Annotated in this window: 16 protein-coding genes; 11 read left to right on the top strand and 5 right to left on the bottom strand. The window is 62.1% G+C overall.

Features of this window, described 5'->3' with window-relative positions:
* Positions 1–135 precede the first annotated feature (135 nt).
* Together ACZRN6_RS19965 and preA are read left to right on the top strand one after the other, a co-directional pair.
* A complete protein-coding gene (locus ACZRN6_RS19965) occupies positions 136–1,503 on the top strand; it encodes an NAD(P)-dependent oxidoreductase (RefSeq protein ID WP_322146168.1) in 1,368 nt (455 codons plus the stop codon).
* Positions 1,503–2,777, top strand: a complete 1,275-nt coding sequence (gene preA / locus ACZRN6_RS19960; RefSeq protein WP_322146169.1) for an NAD-dependent dihydropyrimidine dehydrogenase subunit PreA — start codon at positions 1,503–1,505, stop codon at positions 2,775–2,777. Before ACZRN6_RS19965 ends, preA begins: the two co-directional genes overlap by 1 nt.
* Positions 2,778–2,926: 149 nt before the next feature.
* Here the strand turns inward: preA and ACZRN6_RS19955 are convergent, their stop codons facing one another.
* The gene (locus ACZRN6_RS19955) at positions 2,927–3,547 is read right to left on the bottom strand and encodes a TetR/AcrR family transcriptional regulator (protein ID WP_003207828.1); all 621 of its coding nucleotides are present in this window, start codon (positions 3,545–3,547) and stop codon (positions 2,927–2,929) included.
* A gap of 229 nt (positions 3,548–3,776) precedes the next feature.
* Between ACZRN6_RS19955 and copC the strand changes: the two genes are divergently transcribed.
* From copC to ACZRN6_RS19910, 9 genes are all read left to right on the top strand, one after another.
* Positions 3,777–4,142, top strand: coding sequence for a copper homeostasis periplasmic binding protein CopC (gene copC / locus ACZRN6_RS19950; protein ID WP_322146170.1), 366 nt, complete (start codon positions 3,777–3,779; stop codon positions 4,140–4,142).
* A gap of 3 nt (positions 4,143–4,145) precedes the next feature.
* Positions 4,146–5,003 carry a copper homeostasis membrane protein CopD gene (copD, locus tag ACZRN6_RS19945; RefSeq protein WP_464008616.1) on the top strand — a complete coding sequence of 286 codons (858 nt, stop codon included), beginning with the start codon at positions 4,146–4,148 and terminating at the stop codon, positions 5,001–5,003.
* Positions 5,004–5,252: 249 nt separating this feature from the next.
* Positions 5,253–6,521, top strand: coding sequence for an OprD family porin (locus ACZRN6_RS19940; RefSeq protein WP_322146172.1), 1,269 nt, complete (start codon positions 5,253–5,255; stop codon positions 6,519–6,521).
* Between the two features lie 288 nt (positions 6,522–6,809).
* On the top strand, positions 6,810–7,631 hold the full coding sequence (locus ACZRN6_RS19935; RefSeq protein ID WP_464008615.1) for an NAD-dependent epimerase/dehydratase family protein: 822 nt from the start codon (positions 6,810–6,812) through the stop codon (positions 7,629–7,631).
* Positions 7,632–7,661: 30 nt separating this feature from the next.
* The gene (locus ACZRN6_RS19930; protein WP_464008614.1) at positions 7,662–8,537 is read left to right on the top strand and encodes an SMP-30/gluconolactonase/LRE family protein; all 876 of its coding nucleotides are present in this window, start codon (positions 7,662–7,664) and stop codon (positions 8,535–8,537) included.
* Positions 8,538–8,588: 51 nt separating this feature from the next.
* A complete protein-coding gene (locus ACZRN6_RS19925) occupies positions 8,589–9,560 on the top strand; it encodes a TRAP transporter substrate-binding protein (RefSeq protein WP_464008613.1) in 972 nt (323 codons plus the stop codon).
* Between the two features lie 67 nt (positions 9,561–9,627).
* Complete coding sequence (locus ACZRN6_RS19920) at positions 9,628–10,155, top strand: TRAP transporter small permease (protein WP_322146176.1); 528 nt, start codon at positions 9,628–9,630, stop codon at positions 10,153–10,155.
* Positions 10,156–11,436 carry a TRAP transporter large permease gene (locus tag ACZRN6_RS19915; protein ID WP_322146177.1) on the top strand — a complete coding sequence of 427 codons (1,281 nt, stop codon included), beginning with the start codon at positions 10,156–10,158 and terminating at the stop codon, positions 11,434–11,436.
* A 212-nt stretch (positions 11,437–11,648) separates the two neighbouring features.
* Positions 11,649–12,509, top strand: coding sequence for an aldose 1-epimerase (locus tag ACZRN6_RS19910; RefSeq protein WP_464008612.1), 861 nt, complete (start codon positions 11,649–11,651; stop codon positions 12,507–12,509).
* Between the two features lie 150 nt (positions 12,510–12,659).
* On the opposite strand, the gene ACZRN6_RS19905 is transcribed toward ACZRN6_RS19910, so the two are convergent.
* The 4 genes from ACZRN6_RS19905 to ercA all read right to left on the bottom strand — a co-directional run bounded on the left by ACZRN6_RS19905 (position 12,660) and on the right by ercA (position 18,103).
* Positions 12,660–13,805, bottom strand: a complete 1,146-nt coding sequence (locus ACZRN6_RS19905; protein ID WP_322146179.1) for an HlyD family secretion protein — start codon at positions 13,803–13,805, stop codon at positions 12,660–12,662.
* Entirely contained in the window at positions 13,802–15,460 is a 1,659-nt protein-coding gene (locus tag ACZRN6_RS19900) for an MFS transporter (RefSeq protein ID WP_464008611.1), read from the bottom strand. Before ACZRN6_RS19900 ends, ACZRN6_RS19905 begins: the two co-directional genes overlap by 4 nt.
* Before the next feature lie 125 nt (positions 15,461–15,585).
* On the bottom strand, positions 15,586–16,956 hold the full coding sequence (locus ACZRN6_RS19895) for a hybrid sensor histidine kinase/response regulator (protein ID WP_464008610.1): 1,371 nt from the start codon (positions 16,954–16,956) through the stop codon (positions 15,586–15,588).
* Positions 16,940–18,103, bottom strand: coding sequence for an alcohol dehydrogenase-like regulatory protein ErcA (gene ercA / locus ACZRN6_RS19890; RefSeq protein ID WP_322146182.1), 1,164 nt, complete (start codon positions 18,101–18,103; stop codon positions 16,940–16,942). The genes ACZRN6_RS19895 and ercA overlap by 17 nt, the downstream gene beginning before the upstream one ends.
* Positions 18,104–18,105 lie beyond the last annotated feature (2 nt).

Here is an 18,105-nt window from a genome sequence, read left to right as displayed (position 1 = left end):
GCCCGGCTCCCACATTTTTGAGCTGTGAATACATTCAAATGTGGGAGCTGGCTTGCCTGCAATGAGGCCGGTACAGGCAACAAAAAAACCACTGCCCACCAGAGGCAGCACCTCAAAAACCGTGAGGCCACTACTGTGATCCAGACCCTGAACCATCTTCCACACCCCCATGAAGATGCGGCGGCACTCGCCGCGCATTTCACCGACCTGGCGCCGCCGCTCAACGCCCGGCAAGCCCAACTGGAGGCCTCGCGTTGCCTGTACTGCTACGACGCGCCGTGCGTCAACGCATGCCCCAGCGAGATCGATATCCCCTCGTTCATCCGCAATATCCACACCGAAAACGTCCAGGGCGCCGCGCAAAAGATCCTCTCGGCGAATATTCTCGGCGGCAGCTGCGCCCGGGTCTGCCCGACAGAAATCCTCTGCCAGCAAGCCTGCGTGCGCAACAACGCCGAAGAATGCGCCCCGGTGCTGATCGGCCTGTTGCAGCGGTATGCGGTGGACAACGCGCATTTCAGCGAACACCCGTTCCAGCGCGCCGCGCCCACCGGCAAACGCATTGCGGTGGTCGGCGCCGGGCCTGCCGGGTTGTCGTGTGCCCATCGCAGCGCCCTGCATGGCCATGACGTGGTGATTTTCGAAGCCCGGGAAAAAGCCGGTGGCCTGAATGAATACGGGATCGCCAAGTACAAACTGGTGGATGACTTCGCGCAAAAGGAACTGGATTTCCTCCTGCAAATCGGCGGTATCGAAATCCGCCATGGCCAGCGCCTGGGCGACAACCTGACCCTGAGCGAACTGCACCAACAGTTCGACTCGGTGTTCCTCGGCCTGGGCCTGGCCGCCAGCAAACAGCTCGGCCTGCCTCACGAGGACGCCCCCGGCCTGCTCGCCGCCACCGACTATATACGCGAGTTGCGCCAGGCCGACGACCTCAGCCAACTGCCGCTGGCCGACCGCTGCATCGTCCTCGGCGCCGGCAATACGGCCATCGACATGGCCGTGCAAATGGCCCGCCTCGGTGCCCGCGACGTCAACCTGGTGTACCGCCGTGGCCTGACTGAAATGGGGGCTACCGGCCATGAGCAAGACATCGCCAAGGCCAACCAGGTGCGCCTGCTGACCTGGGCCCAGCCCGAAGAAGTACTGCTCGACGACCTGGGCCATGTGCGCGGCATGCGCTTTGCCCGCACCCGCATGGTCGATGGCCGCCTGCAAGCCACCGGCGAAACCTTTGAACTGGCCGCCGACGCGATCTTCAAGGCCATCGGCCAAGGCTTCGACGACGAAGCGCTGCACGATCCGCTGGCGCACCAACTGCAACGCCAGGGCAACCGTATCTTCGTCAACCAACAGCTGTGCACGAGCATTCCCGGCGTATATGCCGGCGGTGATTGCGTCAGCCTCGGCCAGGACCTCACCGTCCAGGCGGTGCAACACGGCAAACTGGCCGCTGAAGCCATGCACGCCCAACTCATGCTGAATGTGGAGGCTGCGTAATGGCCGATCTCTCGATTGTGTTCGCCGGTATCAAAGCCCCCAATCCGTTCTGGCTGGCCTCCGCGCCGCCCACCGACAAGGCCTACAACGTGGTGCGTGCCTTTGAAGCGGGCTGGGGCGGCGTGGTCTGGAAAACCCTTGGCGAAGACCCTGCCGCGGTCAACGTCTCGTCACGCTACTCGGCGCACTTTGGCGCCAACCGTGAAGTGCTCGGCATCAACAATATCGAGCTGATTACCGACCGCTCGCTGGAGATCAACCTGCGGGAAATCACCCAGGTGAAAAAGGACTGGCCCGACCGCGCGCTGATCGTGTCGCTGATGGTGCCGTGCGTTGAAGAGTCCTGGAAACACATCCTGCCGCTGGTGCAAGCCACCGGCTGTGACGGCATCGAGCTGAACTTCGGCTGCCCCCACGGCATGCCGGAACGCGGCATGGGCGCGGCGGTGGGCCAGGTACCGGAATACGTCGAACAGGTGACGCGCTGGTGCAAGACCTATTGCTCGCTGCCGGTGATCGTCAAGCTGACGCCGAACATCACCGACATTCGCGTGGCGGCCCGTGCGGCGTATCGCGGGGGCGCGGATGCGGTGTCGCTGATCAACACCATCAACTCCATCACCAGTGTCGACCTGGAGCGCATGGTCGCCCTGCCGATGGTCGGCACCCAGAGTACTCACGGGGGTTACTGCGGCTCGGCGGTGAAGCCGATTGCGCTGAACATGGTGGCGGAGATAGCCCGCGACCCACAGACACAAGGCTTGCCGATCTGCGGGATTGGCGGGATTGGCAACTGGCGCGATGCGGCCGAGTTCGTGGCGCTGGGCTGCGGCGCGGTACAAGTGTGCACGGCGGCGATGCTGCACGGGTTTAGGATTGTCGAAGAGATGAAGGACGGGCTGTCGCGGTGGATGGACAGCCAGGGTTACAGCAGCCTGCAGGAGTTTTCCGGGCGGGCGGTGGGCAATACAACGGATTGGAAGTACCTGGACATCAACTATCAGGTAATCGCCAAAATTGACCAGGAGGCGTGTATTGGCTGTGGGCGTTGCCATATTGCTTGCGAGGATACATCGCACCAGGCGATCAGCAGTTTGAAATTGGCGGATGGGACGCACAAGTACGAGGTGATTGATGACGAGTGCGTGGGCTGCAACCTGTGCCAGATCACCTGCCCGGTGGCGGACTGTATCGAGATGGTGCCGGTGGATACCGGGAAGCCGTTTTTGAACTGGACGCAGGATCCGAGGAATCCCTACCGCGAGGCGGTATAACACTCCCAACAACCGTAGCAGCTGTCGAGCCTAGGCGAGGCTGCGTAGGGCGCGACTCAGTCTTGAATCGTGGCGCGCCCGACGCAGCCTCGCCTAGGCTCGACAGCTGCTACGCGCGCGGGTGGATAACTCGCGCTATGGGTAGGCGCTCAAGGCTCCAACCCAATCCCCCGCAAAATCACACTCGTCACCGTCTGTACCGCCCGCTCAAACTGCATGTCCGACAACGGCTGATGGTCATTCAGGATCTTCACCTGATGATCAAAGTCGGCATAGTGCTGGGTCGACGCCCAGATCATATACAGCAGACTAGAAGGCTCTACCGGCAAAATCCGCTTGTCCTCCACCCACTGGCGAATCTTCGCTTCCTTCATCTTGGCCCAGTCATACAGGCTCACATCCAGCGCCTCCCCCAGGGTCGGCGCGCCGTGGATGATTTCGTTGGCCCAGACTTTCGAACCATACGGCCGGCTGCGCGAGTGCTGCATCTTGGCGCGGATGTAGCTGCTGAGGACGACGCGTGGGTCGTCGAACATCTCGAAGCACAAGGCGTCCTGCTTCCACACTTCCAGCAGGTCGAACAACACCGCGCTGTACAGCTCACTCTTGGTGCTGAAGTAGTAATGCAGGTTGGAACGCGGCAGTTGCACTTCTTCAGCGATGTCGGCCATGGCGGTGCTGCCGTAGCCCTTCTCGGCGAAGACCTTTTCGGCCGCCAGCAGAATCTTTTCGACGTTGACCCGACGAATACCGATCTTGTGATTGCCCATAAGGGCTCCCTGACAACAACATAGCTTCAAGACTACCATCCGCTCTAAGTCGCGGCGACACGCCACGGTGAAACTTCGTACAAGAACCTTCCCCGTGGAAACCGGATTGGTTAGCATCGCCATCCCCTCGAAGGATCGCCTCCATGACGATTCGACCGCGAGACGCGTGCGACGACCCGGTGCTTGCGGCGCCACTGAACGACTGACTCTCACCTGAAGGTATTGAACAATGTTGATCAAGAAGACCCTCACCACTGTCGCCCTGCTGGCCTCCCTGCTGGGCGCCTCGGCAGCCTTTGCCCACGCCCACCTGAAAAGCTCGCAGCCAGCCGCCGACAGCAGCGTCGCTGCGCCCAAGGACCTGCGCCTGTCATTCAGTGAAGGCGTTGAAGCAACCTTCACCAAGGTGTCCCTGAGCAAGGACGGTACCGAAGTGGCGATCAAGGGCCTGGAAACCCCGGACGCCGACAAAAAAGTATTGGTGGTGACACCGGCCGCGCCGTTGGCCGCCGGCACCTACAAAGTGGTGTGGAACGCCGTCTCGGTCGATACCCACAAGAGCAACGGTGAATACAGCTTCAAGGTCGGCCAATAATCCATGGCCACCCTGCTGGTGCTGTGCCGCTTCCTGCATTTCATCGTGGTGTTGTTGATGTTCGGGGCCTGTGTGTTCAGGCCCTGGCTGCTGGGGACGGGACCGCAACCGGTGCTGGACCGACAGCTGTCACGCATCACCCAGGGGTTGGCGTGGCTCGCGTTGGTGTCAGGGGTGGCGTGGTTGTTGTTGATCAGCGCGAGCATGGCCGGTGTCGGGCTGGGCGCGCTGGAGTGGTCGACGGTGCAGCTGGTGCTGGGTAAAACCTTTTTCGGCCAGGTCTGGACCTGGCACCTGACGCTGAACGTGCTGCTGGTGCTCGGTTTGATGACGCCGTGGAAGGCGGTGCGCCTGCCGCTCTGTGCATTGCTGCTGGCGACACTGGCACCCGTGGGCCATGGCGCCATGCTCAATGGCCTGGCCGGGCAATTGCTGATCCTCAATCAGGTGGTGCACCTGGTGTGCGTCGGTGCCTGGCTGGGCGGACTGCTCATGCTGGTGTTGATCCTCAGGCAATCGCCGCGCTACCCCTTGGAACCGATCCTTCAGCGCTTCAGTGGCATCGGGTATGGGCTGGTGACGGGGTTGCTGCTGACCGGTCTGATCAACGTGCGGGTGCTCACCGGGCAGTTCTGGCCAACGCCATTGTTCAGCGGTTTCGCCCTGATCCTGCTGATCAAGGTGCTACTGGTATTCGGCATGCTCGCGCTGGCGCTGTTGAACCGCCTGCGGATCTATAACTGTGAGCAGCGACTGCCAGCGTTGAAGGCCAGCGTGAGGCTGGAACTGTTACTAGGTGTTTCAGCGGTAGCCGCCGTTTCGTTGCTTGGCACCTTGCCGCCCATGGTTTTGAACGGCTGAAAAAAATAGCCCGGGCCCGCTCAATGTGGGAGCTGGCTTGCCTGCGATACAGGCAACTCGGTCTTTCAGGTACACCGAGGTGATGCCATCGCAGGCAAGCCGGCTCCTACATTTGATCGGTGGCGCGACCGAAGTCATCGTATAACTTTCGATTGACAACCCCCTAAAACCTCGCAAATATCGCCCCAATGTTGTACGACAACGTATAACAAAAAATAAAAACAACAAAAAAGACAAGGGAGCGTCACTGTGAGCCAACACGTCCGTCATTTCTCCTGCACTGCCCGTTTCGCCGCCATCGGCTTGAGCAGCCTGGCCTTCACCCTCCCCATCACCGCCTCGGCAGAAGGCTTCCTTGAAGACGCCAAAGCCACGCTTAACCTGCGCAACGCCTACTTCAACCGTAACTTCACCAACTCCGCCCACCCACAAGCCAAGGCCGAAGAGTGGACGCAAAGTTTTATCCTCGATGCCAGGTCCGGCTTTACCCAAGGCACCGTCGGTTTCGGGCTGGACGTGCTCGGCCTGTACTCGCAGAAACTCGACGGTGGCAAAGGCACTGCGGGCACTCAACTGCTGCCGACCGGTAGCGATGGCCGCCCCGTCGACAACTTCGGGCGTCTGGGTGTTGCGCTGAAAACCCGGCTGTCGAAGACCGAACTGAAAGTTGGCGAATGGATGCCGGTGCTGCCGATCCTGCGCTCGGATGACGGCCGCTCACTGCCGCAAACCTTCCGTGGCGGCCAGGTCACCTCCAGCGAAATCGCCGGCCTTACCCTGTACGGCGGCCAGTTCCGCGGTAACAGCCCGCGTAACGACGCGAGCATGGACGACATGTTCCTCAACGGCAAAGCTGCGTTCACCTCCGATCGCTTCAACTTCGGTGGAGGTGAATACACCTTCAACGACAAGCGCACCCAGGTCGGCGTGTGGTACGCCGAACTCAGCGACATCTACCAGCAACAGTACTTCAACCTCACCCACAGCCAGCCCGTGGGCGACTGGACCCTGGGCGCCAACCTCGGGTTCTTCACCGGCAAGGAAGACGGCAAGGCCCTGGCCGGCGACCTCGACAACAAAACCGCGTTCGCCTTGCTCTCGGCCAAATACAAAGGCAACAGCTTCTATGTTGGCCTGCAGAAACTCACCGGCGACAGTGCCTGGATGCGGGTCAACGGCACCAGCGGCGGCACCCTGGCCAACGACAGCTACAACGCCAGCTACGACAACGCCAAGGAAAAATCCTGGCAGGTGCGGCACGACTTCAACTTCGTAGTGCTGGGCATCCCCGGGCTGACCATGATGAACCGCTACATCAGCGGCGATAACGTGCACACCGGGGCGATCACCAACGGCAAGGAATGGGGCCGCGAGTCGGAACTGGCCTACACCGTGCAGAGCGGCGCGCTGAAGGACCTGAATCTGCGGTGGCGCAACGCGACGATGCGCCGGGACTTCAGCACCAATGAGTTTGATGAAAACCGGATATTCATCAGTTACCCGCTGTCGTTGTTGTAAGACCTGTGGTGAGCGGGCTTGCCCCGCGCTGGGCTGCGAAGCGGCCCTAAAATCTGCCACCGGAATGCCCCTGAAAGAACTCGGTGATCTTGTTGGGGCTGCTGCGCACCCCAGCACGTGGCAAGCCCGCTCACCACGGGTAAAGGCGCCTTCAACCACACGTTTGGTGTGAACGCCCAAGCGACTAAGGGCACCACTTTTAGACCAATAGCGCGTTGACAAGAGTAGGAAACCCTAAGGATACTTCAACCTAGTCATACGACAACCTACAACAATAACGGGACCACCATGACCACCACCACCGCTCCTACCCCGTTCAACCGCCTGCTGCTCACCGGCGCCGCCGGAGGCCTGGGCAACGTCCTGCGCGAACGCCTGCGCCCCTACGCCAACGTGCTGCGCCTGTCGGATATCGCCAACATGGCCCCGGCTGCCGACGAAGGCGAAGAAGTAGCGCCGTGCGATCTTTCCGACAAACAGGCAGTGCACCAACTGGTGGAAGGCGTCGACGCCATCCTGCATTTCGGCGGCGTATCGGTGGAGCGCTCGTTCGAAGAAGTACTCGGCGCAAACATCTGCGGCATCTTCCACATCTATGAGGCCGCTCGTCGCCATGGGGTCAAGCGCGTCATCTTCGCCAGCTCCAACCACGTGATCGGTTTCTACAAGCAGGGCGAAGCCCTCGATGCCCACTCCCCGCGCCGTCCGGACAGTTACTACGGCCTGTCCAAATCCTACGGCGAGGACATGGCCAGTTTCTACTTCGACCGCTACGGCATCGAGACCGTCAGCCTCCGCATCGGCTCCTCGTTCGCGGAACCACAGAACCGTCGGATGATGCACACCTGGCTGAGTTTCGACGACCTCACCCAATTGCTCGAACGTGCGCTGTACACACCGAACGTCGGCCACACCGTGGTCTATGGCATGTCGGATAACCTCGATGTGTGGTGGGACAACCGCTTCGCCGCGCACCTGGGCTTCACCCCGCGTGACAGCTCCGAAGTCTTCCGCAAACAGGTGGAAGCCCAACCCATGCCCGCCACCGACGACCCGGCGCGGGTGTACCAGGGCGGCGCGTTTTGTGCGGCCGGCCCGTTCGGGGACTGACCACATACCAACCCAAGGGAATGAGTGGCCATGCAAGCAGAACTGATTGTCGACGCCCGCAACGCAGTGGGTGAATGCCCGGTGTGGGTGCCCGAGGAAAATACCCTGTACTGGGTGGACATTCCCACTGGCGAACTGCAACGCTGGAGCGCCAGCAGCGGTGAGGCCCAGGCCTGGAAAGCCCCACAGATGCTCGCCTGCATCGCCCGCACCAGCGCGGGCAATTGGGTCGCAGGCATGGAAACCGGCTTTTTCCAGCTCACGCCCCACAACGACGGCAGCCTCGACACCACGCCCCTGGCCAGCGTCGAGCACGCCCGCCCGGACATGCGCCTGAACGATGGCCGTTGCGATCGCCAGGGCCGGTTCTGGGCCGGCAGCATGGTGCTGAATATGGGCGCGAATGCCGCCGACGGCGCACTGTACCGCGTTGAGACCGGCCAACCGGTCCACACCGCGCTCAACGGTTTCATCACCCCCAATGGCCTGGCTTTCAGCCCCGACGGGCGCACGATGTACCTCTCGGATTCACACCCGCTGATCCAGCAGATCTGGGCGTTCGACTACGACATCGACAGCGGCACGCCGTCCAACCGCCGGCTGTTTGTGGACATGCACAAGTTCCTCGGCCGCCCCGACGGTGCCGCCGTGGACGCCGAAGGTTGCTACTGGATCTGCGCCAACGATGCCGGGCTGGTCCACCGCTTTACCCCCGACGGCCGCCTCGACCGTTCACTGAGCATACCGGTAAAAAAACCCAGCATGTGCGCCTTCGGTGGCAGCCGCCTGGACACCTTGTTCGTCACCTCGATCCGCGACGACCACAGCCCGCAGTCCCTGGCCGGCGGCGTCTTCGCCCTCAACCCTGGCGTACAGGGAATGCCGGAACCCACCTTCATCCTCTAGCTGCATCGCTGTGCCTTGAACAAAACAATAACAAGACTGGAGAGACACCCCATGGACTTCAAACGCACCTTGCTCCTCGCCGCACTCCCCTTCACCTTCATGTTCGCCGGCGCCGCCCACGCGCTGGAAATCAAATTCGCCGATATCCACCCCGCGGGCTACCCGACCGTCGTCGCCGAAGAACAGCTGGGTAAAACCCTGGTCGCCGAAAGCAACGGCGGCCTGACCTTCAAGATGTTCCCCGGCGGCGTGCTGGGCTCGGAAAAGGAAGTGGTCGAACAGGCCCAGGTCGGCGCAATCCAGATGGCCCGGGTCAGCCTCGGTATTGTTGGCCCAGTGGTGCCGGACGTGAACGTGTTCAACATGCCGTTCGTGTTCCGCGACCAGGTGCACATGCGCAAGGTCATCGACGGCGAGATCGGCGATGAAATTCTCGCCAAGATCACCGACTCCGAATTCAACCTGGTCGCCCTGGCCTGGATGGACGGCGGCACGCGCAATATCTACACCAAGAAACCGGTGCGCAAGATCGAAGACCTCAAGGGCATGAAGATCCGCGTGCAGGGCAACCCGATCTTCATCGAAACCATCAACGCCATGGGCGGCAACGGTATTGCCATGGACACGGGCGAGATCTTCAGTGCCCTGCAGACCGGCGTGATCGACGGCGCGGAAAACAACCCGCCCACCCTGCTGGAACACAACCACTACCAGAACGCCAAGTTCTACAGCCTCACCGGCCACCTGATCCTGCCCGAGCCCATCGTGATGTCGAAAATCACCTGGAACAAGCTCACCCCCGAGCAACAGGTGCTGGTAAAAAACACCGCGAAGGCCGCGCAGATCCAGGAGCGCGAGCTGTGGGACGCCAAGTCTGCCAGCAGTGAAACCAAGCTCAAGGCCGCCGGCGTGGAGTTCATCGACATCGACAAAAAACCCTTCTATGAGGCCACCGCTTCGATTCGCGAGAAATACGGCGCGCCTTATGCCGACCTGATCAAGCGCATCGAAGCCGTCGAGTAAACCGCCCTCCCCTTATAGAAAAGGCCCGGCGCGGTCGGCATCGACGCGCCCGGTCACGGTGAACGCCATGAAGAATTTACTGCTGCGCATCAACGACCGCATTTACATGAGCTGCATCTGGATCGCCGGCCTCGCCGTTCTCGGTGTCGCGCTGATCATTCCCTGGGGCATCTTTGCCCGCTACATCCTGGGCACCGGCTCCAGCTGGCCAGAACCCACCGCCATCCTGCTGATGCTGGTGTTCACCTTTGTCGGCGCCGCCGCCAGTTATCGCGCCGGGGCGCACATGTCGGTGGCCATGGTCACCGACCGCCTGCCACCGGGCCAGCGCCGCATCGTCGGTATCGTCTCGCAATTGCTGATGGGCACCATCTGCCTGTTCATGGCGATCTGGGGCACCAAGCTGTGCCTGTCTACCTGGAACCAGTTCATGAGCGCCATGCCGACCTTGCGGGTGGGCATCACCTACATGCCGATCCCGATTGGCGGCCTGCTGACGCTGATTTTTGTGCTGGAAAAACTCCTGCTCGGTGACCAGAGCAACCGGCGGGTCGTGCGCTTCGACCTGGTTGAAGAAAGCGAAGGAGCTGCCTGAATGGACGCATTGATTCTGTTGGGCAGCTTTATCGCCTTGATCCTGATCGGCATGCCGGTGGCCTACGCTCTCGGGCTTTCTGCGCTGATTGGCGCGTGGTGGATCGACATCCCGTTCCAGGCCCTGATGATTCAGGTGGCGGGCGGGGTGAACAAATTCTCGCTGATGGCGATTCCGTTCTTCGTGCTGGCCGGGGCGATCATGGCCGAAGGCGGCATGTCACGCCGGCTCGTGGCCTTTGCCGGGGTGCTGGTGGGCTTTGTGCGCGGCGGCTTGTCTTTGGTGAACATCATGGCCTCGACGTTTTTCGGGGCGATCTCCGGCTCCTCGGTGGCCGATACCGCGTCCGTCGGTTCAGTGCTGATTCCCGAGATGGAGCGCCGGGGTTATCCCCGCGAATTTGCCACCGCCGTCACCGTCAGCGGCTCGGTGCAGGCCTTGCTGACACCCCCCAGCCACAACTCCGTGCTGTATTCCCTGGCGGCGGGCGGCACGGTGTCCATCGCCTCGCTGTTCATGGCCGGCGTGGTACCGGGGCTGCTGATGAGCGCCTGCCTGATGGTGCTGTGCCTGATCTTCGCGAAAAAGCGCAACTATCCCAAAGGTGAAGTGATTCCGCTGAAACAGGCGCTGAAAATCTGCGGCGAAGCGCTGTGGGGCTTGATGGCCATGGTGATCATTCTCGGCGGGATTCTGTCGGGCATTTTCACGGCTACCGAGTCGGCGGCGATTGCGGTGTTGTGGGCGTTCTTCGTGACCATGTTCATCTACCGCGACTACAAATGGAGCGAGCTGCCCAAGCTGATGCACCGCACGGTGCGCACGATTTCCATCGTGATGATCCTGATCGCCTTCGCCGCCAGCTTCGGCTACATCATGACGCTGATGCAGATCCCGGCGAAGATCACCACGATGTTCCTGACCCTGTCGGACAACCGCTACGTGATCCTGATGTGCATCAACGTGATGCTGCTGTTGCTGGGCACGGTGATGGACATGGCGCCGCTGATCTTGATCCTCACGCCGATCCTGTTGCCGGTGGTGCTGGGCATCGGCGTCGACCCGGTACACTTCGGCATGATCATGCTGGTGAACCTCGGCATCGGCCTGATCACGCCGCCAGTGGGTGCGGTGCTGTTCGTGGGGGCGGCGGTGGGCAAGGTCAGCATCGAGAAGACCGTGAAGGCGCTGCTGCCGTTTTACGGGGTGTTGTTCCTGGTGCTGATCGCCGTGACCTACATTCCGGCGCTGTCGTTGTGGTTGCCTGGGTTGGTGTTATAAACCTCACACTGCGTGTAGCGAGGGAGCTGCTGTGGCGAGGGAGCTTGCTCCCGCTGGGCTGCGCAGCAGCCCCAAAATCTTGGGAGCGCTTCGCACTCCAGCGGGAGCAAGCTCCCTCGCCACAGCAAGCTCCCTCGCCACAACAGCTCCCTTGCCACAGCAAGCGCCCTCGCCACAGAAGCACTCATCATCCAACAGGTCTGCTGACAGTCATGATGCTTGAACTCGAAGATAACCTCACCCGCCTGACACTCTCACCTGAGTTGGGTGGGAGTATCGTCAACTGGGCCCTGCGCAGCAGCGGCCAACCGTTGCTTCGACACACCGATCAACAGGCGTTGGTCAGCGGATTGCCGGGCAAGCTGGGGTGTTTCCCGCTGGCGCCCTGGTCGAACCGGATTGCCGAGGGTGGCTTCGATAATCCCTCCGGATGGCTGGCCCTTGGGTCCAACAGCCCGCTGGACCCGCTGCCGATTCATGGCAGCGCCTGGCAACAGGCGTGGCAGGTAATCGGCCAGTCGGCAGACGAAGTGCTGCTGCAACTGGACTGCACTACACCGTTTGCCTATCGCGCCGAGCAGCGCGTTCAGTTGAAGGACGGCAGGTTGAGCATCAGTCTGCGGGTCACCCACCTGGCAGAGCAGGCGGCGTGGCATGGGCTGGGGTTGCATCCGTATCTACCCCGCAGGCCGGGCACGCAATTGCAGGCCAAGGCATCGCAGGTGTGGATGAGTGATGAAACGAAACTGCCGACGGCGCTGGCTACCGTGCCCGCCGAGTGGGACTTTCAACAGTTCAAATCGTTGCCCGAGGCGCTGGTGGACAATGGCTTTTGCCAATGGGACGGGCTTTGCCTGATCCAGCAGCCCGACTTGGGTTACAACCTGGAATGCCAGGCTACCGGCAGCGACTACTATCTGCTGTACTGCCCGCCGGGGCTGGATTTTTTTTGCTTCGAGCCGGTGAGCCATCCGGTGAATGCCCATCACCTGCCGGGCAGGCCGGGGTTGAAGCTGTTGGAGAAAGGCCAATCGATAGCGCTGGGTTTCAGCCTGCAATACAACCCCCTCTAACAACACAAAACCCATGTGGGAGCTGGCTTGCCTGCGATGCAGGCAACACGGTCTTTCACGTACACCGAGGTGATGCCATCGCAGCGATGCGGCGACCCGACAAGCCAGCCCCCCCATTGATCGCATTCCACAATGGAGACTTCCGGTGGGTCAGGGTGGGGTGTTCTTCAAGCGCCCTTGTGTGTCGATACTCACCACTACCGACAACCCCGGGCGCAGTCGCTCGCTCTGCTCCTGCCCCGGGTCGACGGTGATCCGCACCGGCACCCGCTGGGCGATCTTCACGAAGTTGCCGGTAGCGTTATCCGCCTGCAACAGGCTGAACTCAGACCCGGTGGCAGGGGAAATGCGCTGCACCGTGCCGTGAAACTTGCGATGGTCCAGGGCATCCACGGTGAACGTCACCGGCTGGCCGACCTGCACGTTGTCCATCTGGGTTTCTTTCATGTTGGCAATCACCCACAGCTGGTTCGGCACCAGCGCCATTAACTGCGCGCCACTGTTGACGTAGGCACCGAGGCGCACGCCAATCTGTCCAAGCTGCCCGTCACGCGGGGCGATGATCCGGGTGTTCGACAGGTCGATACGCGCCAGCTCCACCGCCGCCTCTGCGTTAGCCACCGCCGCCTCCAGCGAACCGCGATTGACGATCACCGTCTGCAAATCCTGCCGGGCGATTTCCAGGCTGGCCTGGGCCTGGGCCACCGCAGCGATGGTTTGCGCATTGGCCGCGCGGGTCACGTCCAACTCGCGTTTGGACACCGAACCGTCGCTGATCAACTCTTCGTTGCGGCGCAAGTCCGCAGTGCTCTTGCGGGCCTGGGCCTGGCTGTCGGCCAAGGCGGCCTGGCGCAGCTTGATGGTCGCCTCGGCACTGTTGCGTTGCTGCACCACATTGGCCAGGGACGCCTGCTGCACCGCCAGTTGCGCCAGGGCCTGGTCGAGGCGCTGCTTGTAGATGCGGTCATCGAGGCGCACCAGCAAATCCCCGGCCTTGACGTACTGGAAGTCCGTCACCGGCACTTCATACACGTAGCCACTGAGCTGCGGCCCGATGATTGTCACCTGGCCACGCACCAGCGCGTTCTCGGTGGTTTCCACCGCGCTGCTGAAGGGCGGCAACTGCCAGGCATAGAGCACGATCAGCACGCCGACAATCGCAATCGCGGCAAAGCCCATTGAGGAGATGATGCGCACCCGCAAGGAGCGGGGTTCGGTGGCCGGCATGCTCGGCGGCGCGGTGCCTTCCGGGGTGGAAGCGATGGCGTTGGTGGTGGTCGTCGTCGGTTCGGTCATGAAGAAAGTGCGCCGCTGGGTTGAACGGGAGGCGCTGCACTGGCGGCAGCTTTAGTGGTACTCATCAGCCAGAGGCTGCGGATAAAAATCCAGATCATGGTGAGTATGGCGATGATCGCGATCAGCATGAACACATCGTTGTAGGCCATTACATTCGCCTCGCGCGTGGCCGCCGTGGCCAGGCTGCGAATGCCCATCAGGTTACGCAATTCGGGGTCGGCGATCACCCCGCCGTAGGCCGAGCCGCCGCTGGCTACCCGCGCGACCACACGCGGGTCGAGCAAGGTCAGGTGTTCGACGATCATGCTGGAGTGGAATTTCTCCCGCACGATCTGGAACGTGCCGAGCAATGCCGCGCCGATGAGGCCACCGAGGTTCTGGCAGATCCCGAACAGCACCGAGAAACTCACCAGGTTCCTGGGGTTGGTCAGCACATTGCGCGTACCCAGGACCATGGTCGGCCCGAGGAAGAACGTGCCGCCAAAGCCTAGCAGGAACTGGCTGACGTACATGTTTTGCGGGCGCGTGAGGTTGCTCGAGAAACTGTCCATCACCGAACCCACGGCCATAAAGGCCAGGGAAATGATCAAGGGCATCAGCAAATGCGAGGGGTTGATGGTCAGCGCGCTGGTCGCCAGGCCGGCAATCGCCCCCGCCAGCATCACCCAATACAGCGTGCGCATCTGTTCGTTGCTCATGTTCAGCATCTGCATGAAGCCCACGGCGCCGGTGGACTGCTCCGAAAGCACCATGCGAATCAGCACCACCGCCAACGCCAGGCGAATCATCACCCCGCTGCCCAGCCAGCGGGTCATCAGCAAGGGGTTGGCACGGTTATGTTCGATGGCCAGGCCGGCCATGATCAGCACCAGTGAGCAGGCCGACGCCACGCCGATCCACGGCGCTTCCAGCCACCAGTCGATACGGCCCAGGGACAGCACGGCGCAGAGCAAGGCAACGCCGGTAGCGAGGATCGCGAAGGTCAGGAAGTCGAGTTTTTCGAAGGTCTTGAAGCGGTCGCCCGGAGGCAGCTTGAGCAGGAATACACAGCCCAGGCAGGTCAGCGCCATGCCCAGTTCGAACAAGTACAGGCCGCGCCATTCGGCGATCTGCAACAGGTCTTCGGAGAACAGCCGGGCCAGGGGCAAGGCCAATTGTGCAGTGCCCAGGCCGAGTACCAGGGCCTTCATGCGCCACTTTGCGGGGAAGGCCTGGATCATGTAGTACAGGCCCAGGGAGCTGAGGGCGGCGCCGACCATCCCGTGGGCGGCGCGCACAGCAATCGCCGAGCTGAGGTCATTGACGAACAGATGGCCGAAGGTGACCAGGGCGTAGAGCACCAGAAACACCTCGGTAAAGGCCCGCAGGCCAAATTGCTGGCGGAACTTCACCAGCAGCAGGTTCATCGAGACGTTGGTCATGACGTAGGCGGCCGGGAGCCAGGCCATTTCTGCCGTGGTAGCGCCCAATGCGCCTTGCAGGTACACCAGGTTGGCAATCACCAGCGAGTTGCCGAGGCCGCCGGTGATTGCCACGAGTACACCGACCAAGGCGTAGGCCCAGCGTTTGCGGGTGGAATGCAGCGGCGTCGACGGCGAGCCCGGCAGGCTCGGGCGTTCGTGGGGCTGCCAGGTGTGAGGGGTGTATTTGTCCATTCGGTGACCTTGATGACCGACGCGCAAGGCCGGTAAAACCATTACTCAGGGAGTAGTTAACCTGAGTGGAGTTCAACTTGCCATCTTGGGAGGGGATTTGGGTTCCTGGGTATATATTCAAAGCACTAGGCCAACAGCTGACTCAACACCGCCCGCAACTTGCCCGGCTTGACCGGCTTGTTCAGCAACGGCGCTTCCAGCCGCCGCAACGCACGGCGGCATTGGTCGGTTCGGTCGGCAGTGATGATCACCGCCGGGATCCTGCAGCCAAAATGCTCGCGCAAATCGCGCACCACCTCACAGCCCACCACGCCGTGGTCCAGGTGGTAGTCTGCAAGGATCAACTCCGGCGCCCGGCCTTGCAACGCCGTCAACGCACCAGCCCGGTCGGTGGCGGTAACCACTTCGCAGCCCCACTGCCCCAGCAGTGCACTCATGCTTTCGAGGATGCTGACTTCGTTGTCCAGCACCAACAGGCGCCTGCCCGGTAAAGGATTGCCGGTACTCGGTTGCGCAGCCATCACGTTGATGGGCAGCGGCATGACGTCGCTGATGGGCACTTCGATGCTGAACATCGAGCCGCGTCCCGGCCACGAACGCACCGCCACCGCATAACCGAGGATCTCGGCGATGCGTTCGACAATCGCCAACCCCAGCCCCACGCCCTTGCGATCGGCAGCGCGGCCCACGTCCAGTTGATTGAATTCCAGGAAAATCGAGTCGAGCCGGTCTGCCGCGATCCCGCGCCCGGTGTCCCACACTTCCAGGCGCAGGCGATCCCCCCGGCGCCGGGCGCCCAGCAGGATGCAACCCTCGCTGGTGTAGCGGCAGGCGTTGCTGAGGAAGTTGCGCAGAATGCGCGTCATCAGGCGCAAGTCGGTGTTGATCGCATAGCGGCCGGTGTGTGCCCGCAGGTTCAACCCCGCCGCCGCCGCCACCGACTGGAATTCGGAGACCAGCGGCGCAAACAATTCGTCGAGTCGGTACAGGGCGATGTCCGGTTTAACCGCTGCCTGGTCAAGCCGGGAAATGTCCAGCAGGTCGGTGAGCAAATCCTCGGCACCTTCCAGGGCCTGGTGTGTGCGTTCCACCAGCACCTGCTCGACGCTGGGCAGGTTACGCTCACGCAAGGTGGAGATCAGCAGGCGCGCGGCATTGAGCGGTTGCAGCAGATCATGGCTGGCGGCGGCGAGGTATTTGTCCTTGCTGCGGTTGGCGGCCTGGGCGGCATCCCGGGCGTCGCGCAGGTCTTGTTCGATCCGTTCGCGCTGGGCGATCTGCTGTTGCAGGTTGAGGTTGGCCTCCAGCAACTCGTCGGTGCGTGCGGCGACGCGCTGCTCCAGTTCGTCGTTGAGGCGAATGTAGCGGTTGCGCTCGGCTTCCAGCTCATCGAGGCGCGCGGTGAGTTCCGGGTAATGGCTCTTGCGTGCCGACTGGTCGCCCAACCCCAGCAGCCCCGCGAGCGCTCGTTGCTGGTCGTCAGAGAGCTTCGGCATAGACGACCTCGACGTCACGCTGGCTGGACTCTCGCGGGTTGGTGAGGATGCACGGGTCGTGCATCGCGTGTTGCGACAAAAACGGAATGTCCGCCACCCGCACGCCATGCAGGCCGAGGGTTTCGTGGAAGCCGATCGCGTGCTTGAGGGCGATCAAGTGCTCCACCAGCCGGCCCCGAATCTGGCGGTGGTTAAGGCCCCGGCAATCGATGCCGAAGGTTTCGGCAATCACCTTGAAGCGCTCCGGCGCCGAGTTGTAGTTGAACGCCACCACGTGTTCCACCAGCACCGCGTTGCACAGGCCGTGGGGCAGGTCGAGAAAACCGCCCAGGCTGTGGGACATGGCATGCACCGCGCCGAGGATCGCGTTGGAAAACGCCAGCCCGGCCTGCATGCTGCCCAGCATGATTTTTTCCCGCAGGGCGATGTCGGCAGGGTTGGCGATCATCTGCACCAGGTTGCCATTGATCAGGCGCATGGCTTCCAGGGCGTGGGGGTCGGTCAGCGGGCCGTGGCCGGTGGACACAAACGCCTCGATGGCATGCACCAGCGCATCAATGCCGGTACAGGCCGAGAGGAACGGGTCCATGCTCGCGGTGGTTTCCGGGTCGATCAGCGACACATCAGGCACCACCGCCTTGCTGACGATGGAAAACTTCATGCGTTCCTGCTGGTTGGAAATGATCACGAACTGCGAGACATCCGCCGAAGTGCCGGCGGTGGTCGGGATCAGGATCAACGGCGGGCTGGGCACGCGGATGGTATCGACACCCTCGAATTCCAGGATGCTGCGCCCGTGGGCGACCACAATGCCGATGGCCTTGCCGCAGTCCATCGGGCTGCCACCGCCGACGGCGACGATCACGTCGCAATGGTTCTCACGGTAGACCTCGGCGCCGAGCATCACCTCTTCCACCCGAGGGTTGGGCGAGACGGCGCTGTACACGCAGTAGTCGATACCCTGGGCTTGCAGGCTGGCCTCGACATCGGCCACCCAGCCCACGGCGATCACACCGGGGTCGCTGACCACCAGTACCTTGCGCGCGCCAAAGGTCTTGGCGTAGTTGCCGACGTTGTGCCGGCAGCCGGCGCCAAAGATGATTTCAGGAGAAACGAATTTACGCAGGAGGCTCAGGTTCGGGCTCATTG

The sequence above is a fragment of the Pseudomonas sp. A125 genome (assembly GCF_055409485.1).
The sequence above is the reverse complement of the archived record's forward strand: the minus strand, read 5'-3'. Positions and strand labels throughout refer to the sequence as shown.

Excerpts from the sequence above, each read along its gene's own strand:
- preA (WP_322146169.1), top strand. The coding sequence starts at position 1,503 with ATGGCCGATCTCTCGATTGTGTTCGCCGGTATCAAAGCCCCCAATCCG.
- ACZRN6_RS19955 (WP_003207828.1), bottom strand. The coding sequence starts at position 3,547 with ATGGGCAATCACAAGATCGGTATTCGTCGGGTCAACGTCGAAAAGATT.
- copC (WP_322146170.1), top strand. The coding sequence starts at position 3,777 with ATGTTGATCAAGAAGACCCTCACCACTGTCGCCCTGCTGGCCTCCCTG.
- copD (WP_464008616.1), top strand. The coding sequence starts at position 4,146 with ATGGCCACCCTGCTGGTGCTGTGCCGCTTCCTGCATTTCATCGTGGTG.
- ACZRN6_RS19935 (WP_464008615.1), top strand. The coding sequence starts at position 6,810 with ATGACCACCACCACCGCTCCTACCCCGTTCAACCGCCTGCTGCTCACC.
- ACZRN6_RS19930 (WP_464008614.1), top strand. The coding sequence starts at position 7,662 with ATGCAAGCAGAACTGATTGTCGACGCCCGCAACGCAGTGGGTGAATGC.
- ACZRN6_RS19925 (WP_464008613.1), top strand. The coding sequence starts at position 8,589 with ATGGACTTCAAACGCACCTTGCTCCTCGCCGCACTCCCCTTCACCTTC.
- ACZRN6_RS19920 (WP_322146176.1), top strand. The coding sequence starts at position 9,628 with ATGAAGAATTTACTGCTGCGCATCAACGACCGCATTTACATGAGCTGC.
- ACZRN6_RS19915 (WP_322146177.1), top strand. The coding sequence starts at position 10,156 with ATGGACGCATTGATTCTGTTGGGCAGCTTTATCGCCTTGATCCTGATC.
- ACZRN6_RS19910 (WP_464008612.1), top strand. The coding sequence starts at position 11,649 with ATGATGCTTGAACTCGAAGATAACCTCACCCGCCTGACACTCTCACCT.
- ACZRN6_RS19905 (WP_322146179.1), bottom strand. The coding sequence starts at position 13,805 with ATGACCGAACCGACGACGACCACCACCAACGCCATCGCTTCCACCCCG.
- ACZRN6_RS19900 (WP_464008611.1), bottom strand. The coding sequence starts at position 15,460 with ATGGACAAATACACCCCTCACACCTGGCAGCCCCACGAACGCCCGAGC.
- ACZRN6_RS19895 (WP_464008610.1), bottom strand. The coding sequence starts at position 16,956 with ATGCCGAAGCTCTCTGACGACCAGCAACGAGCGCTCGCGGGGCTGCTG.
- ercA (WP_322146182.1), bottom strand. The coding sequence starts at position 18,103 with ATGAGCCCGAACCTGAGCCTCCTGCGTAAATTCGTTTCTCCTGAAATC.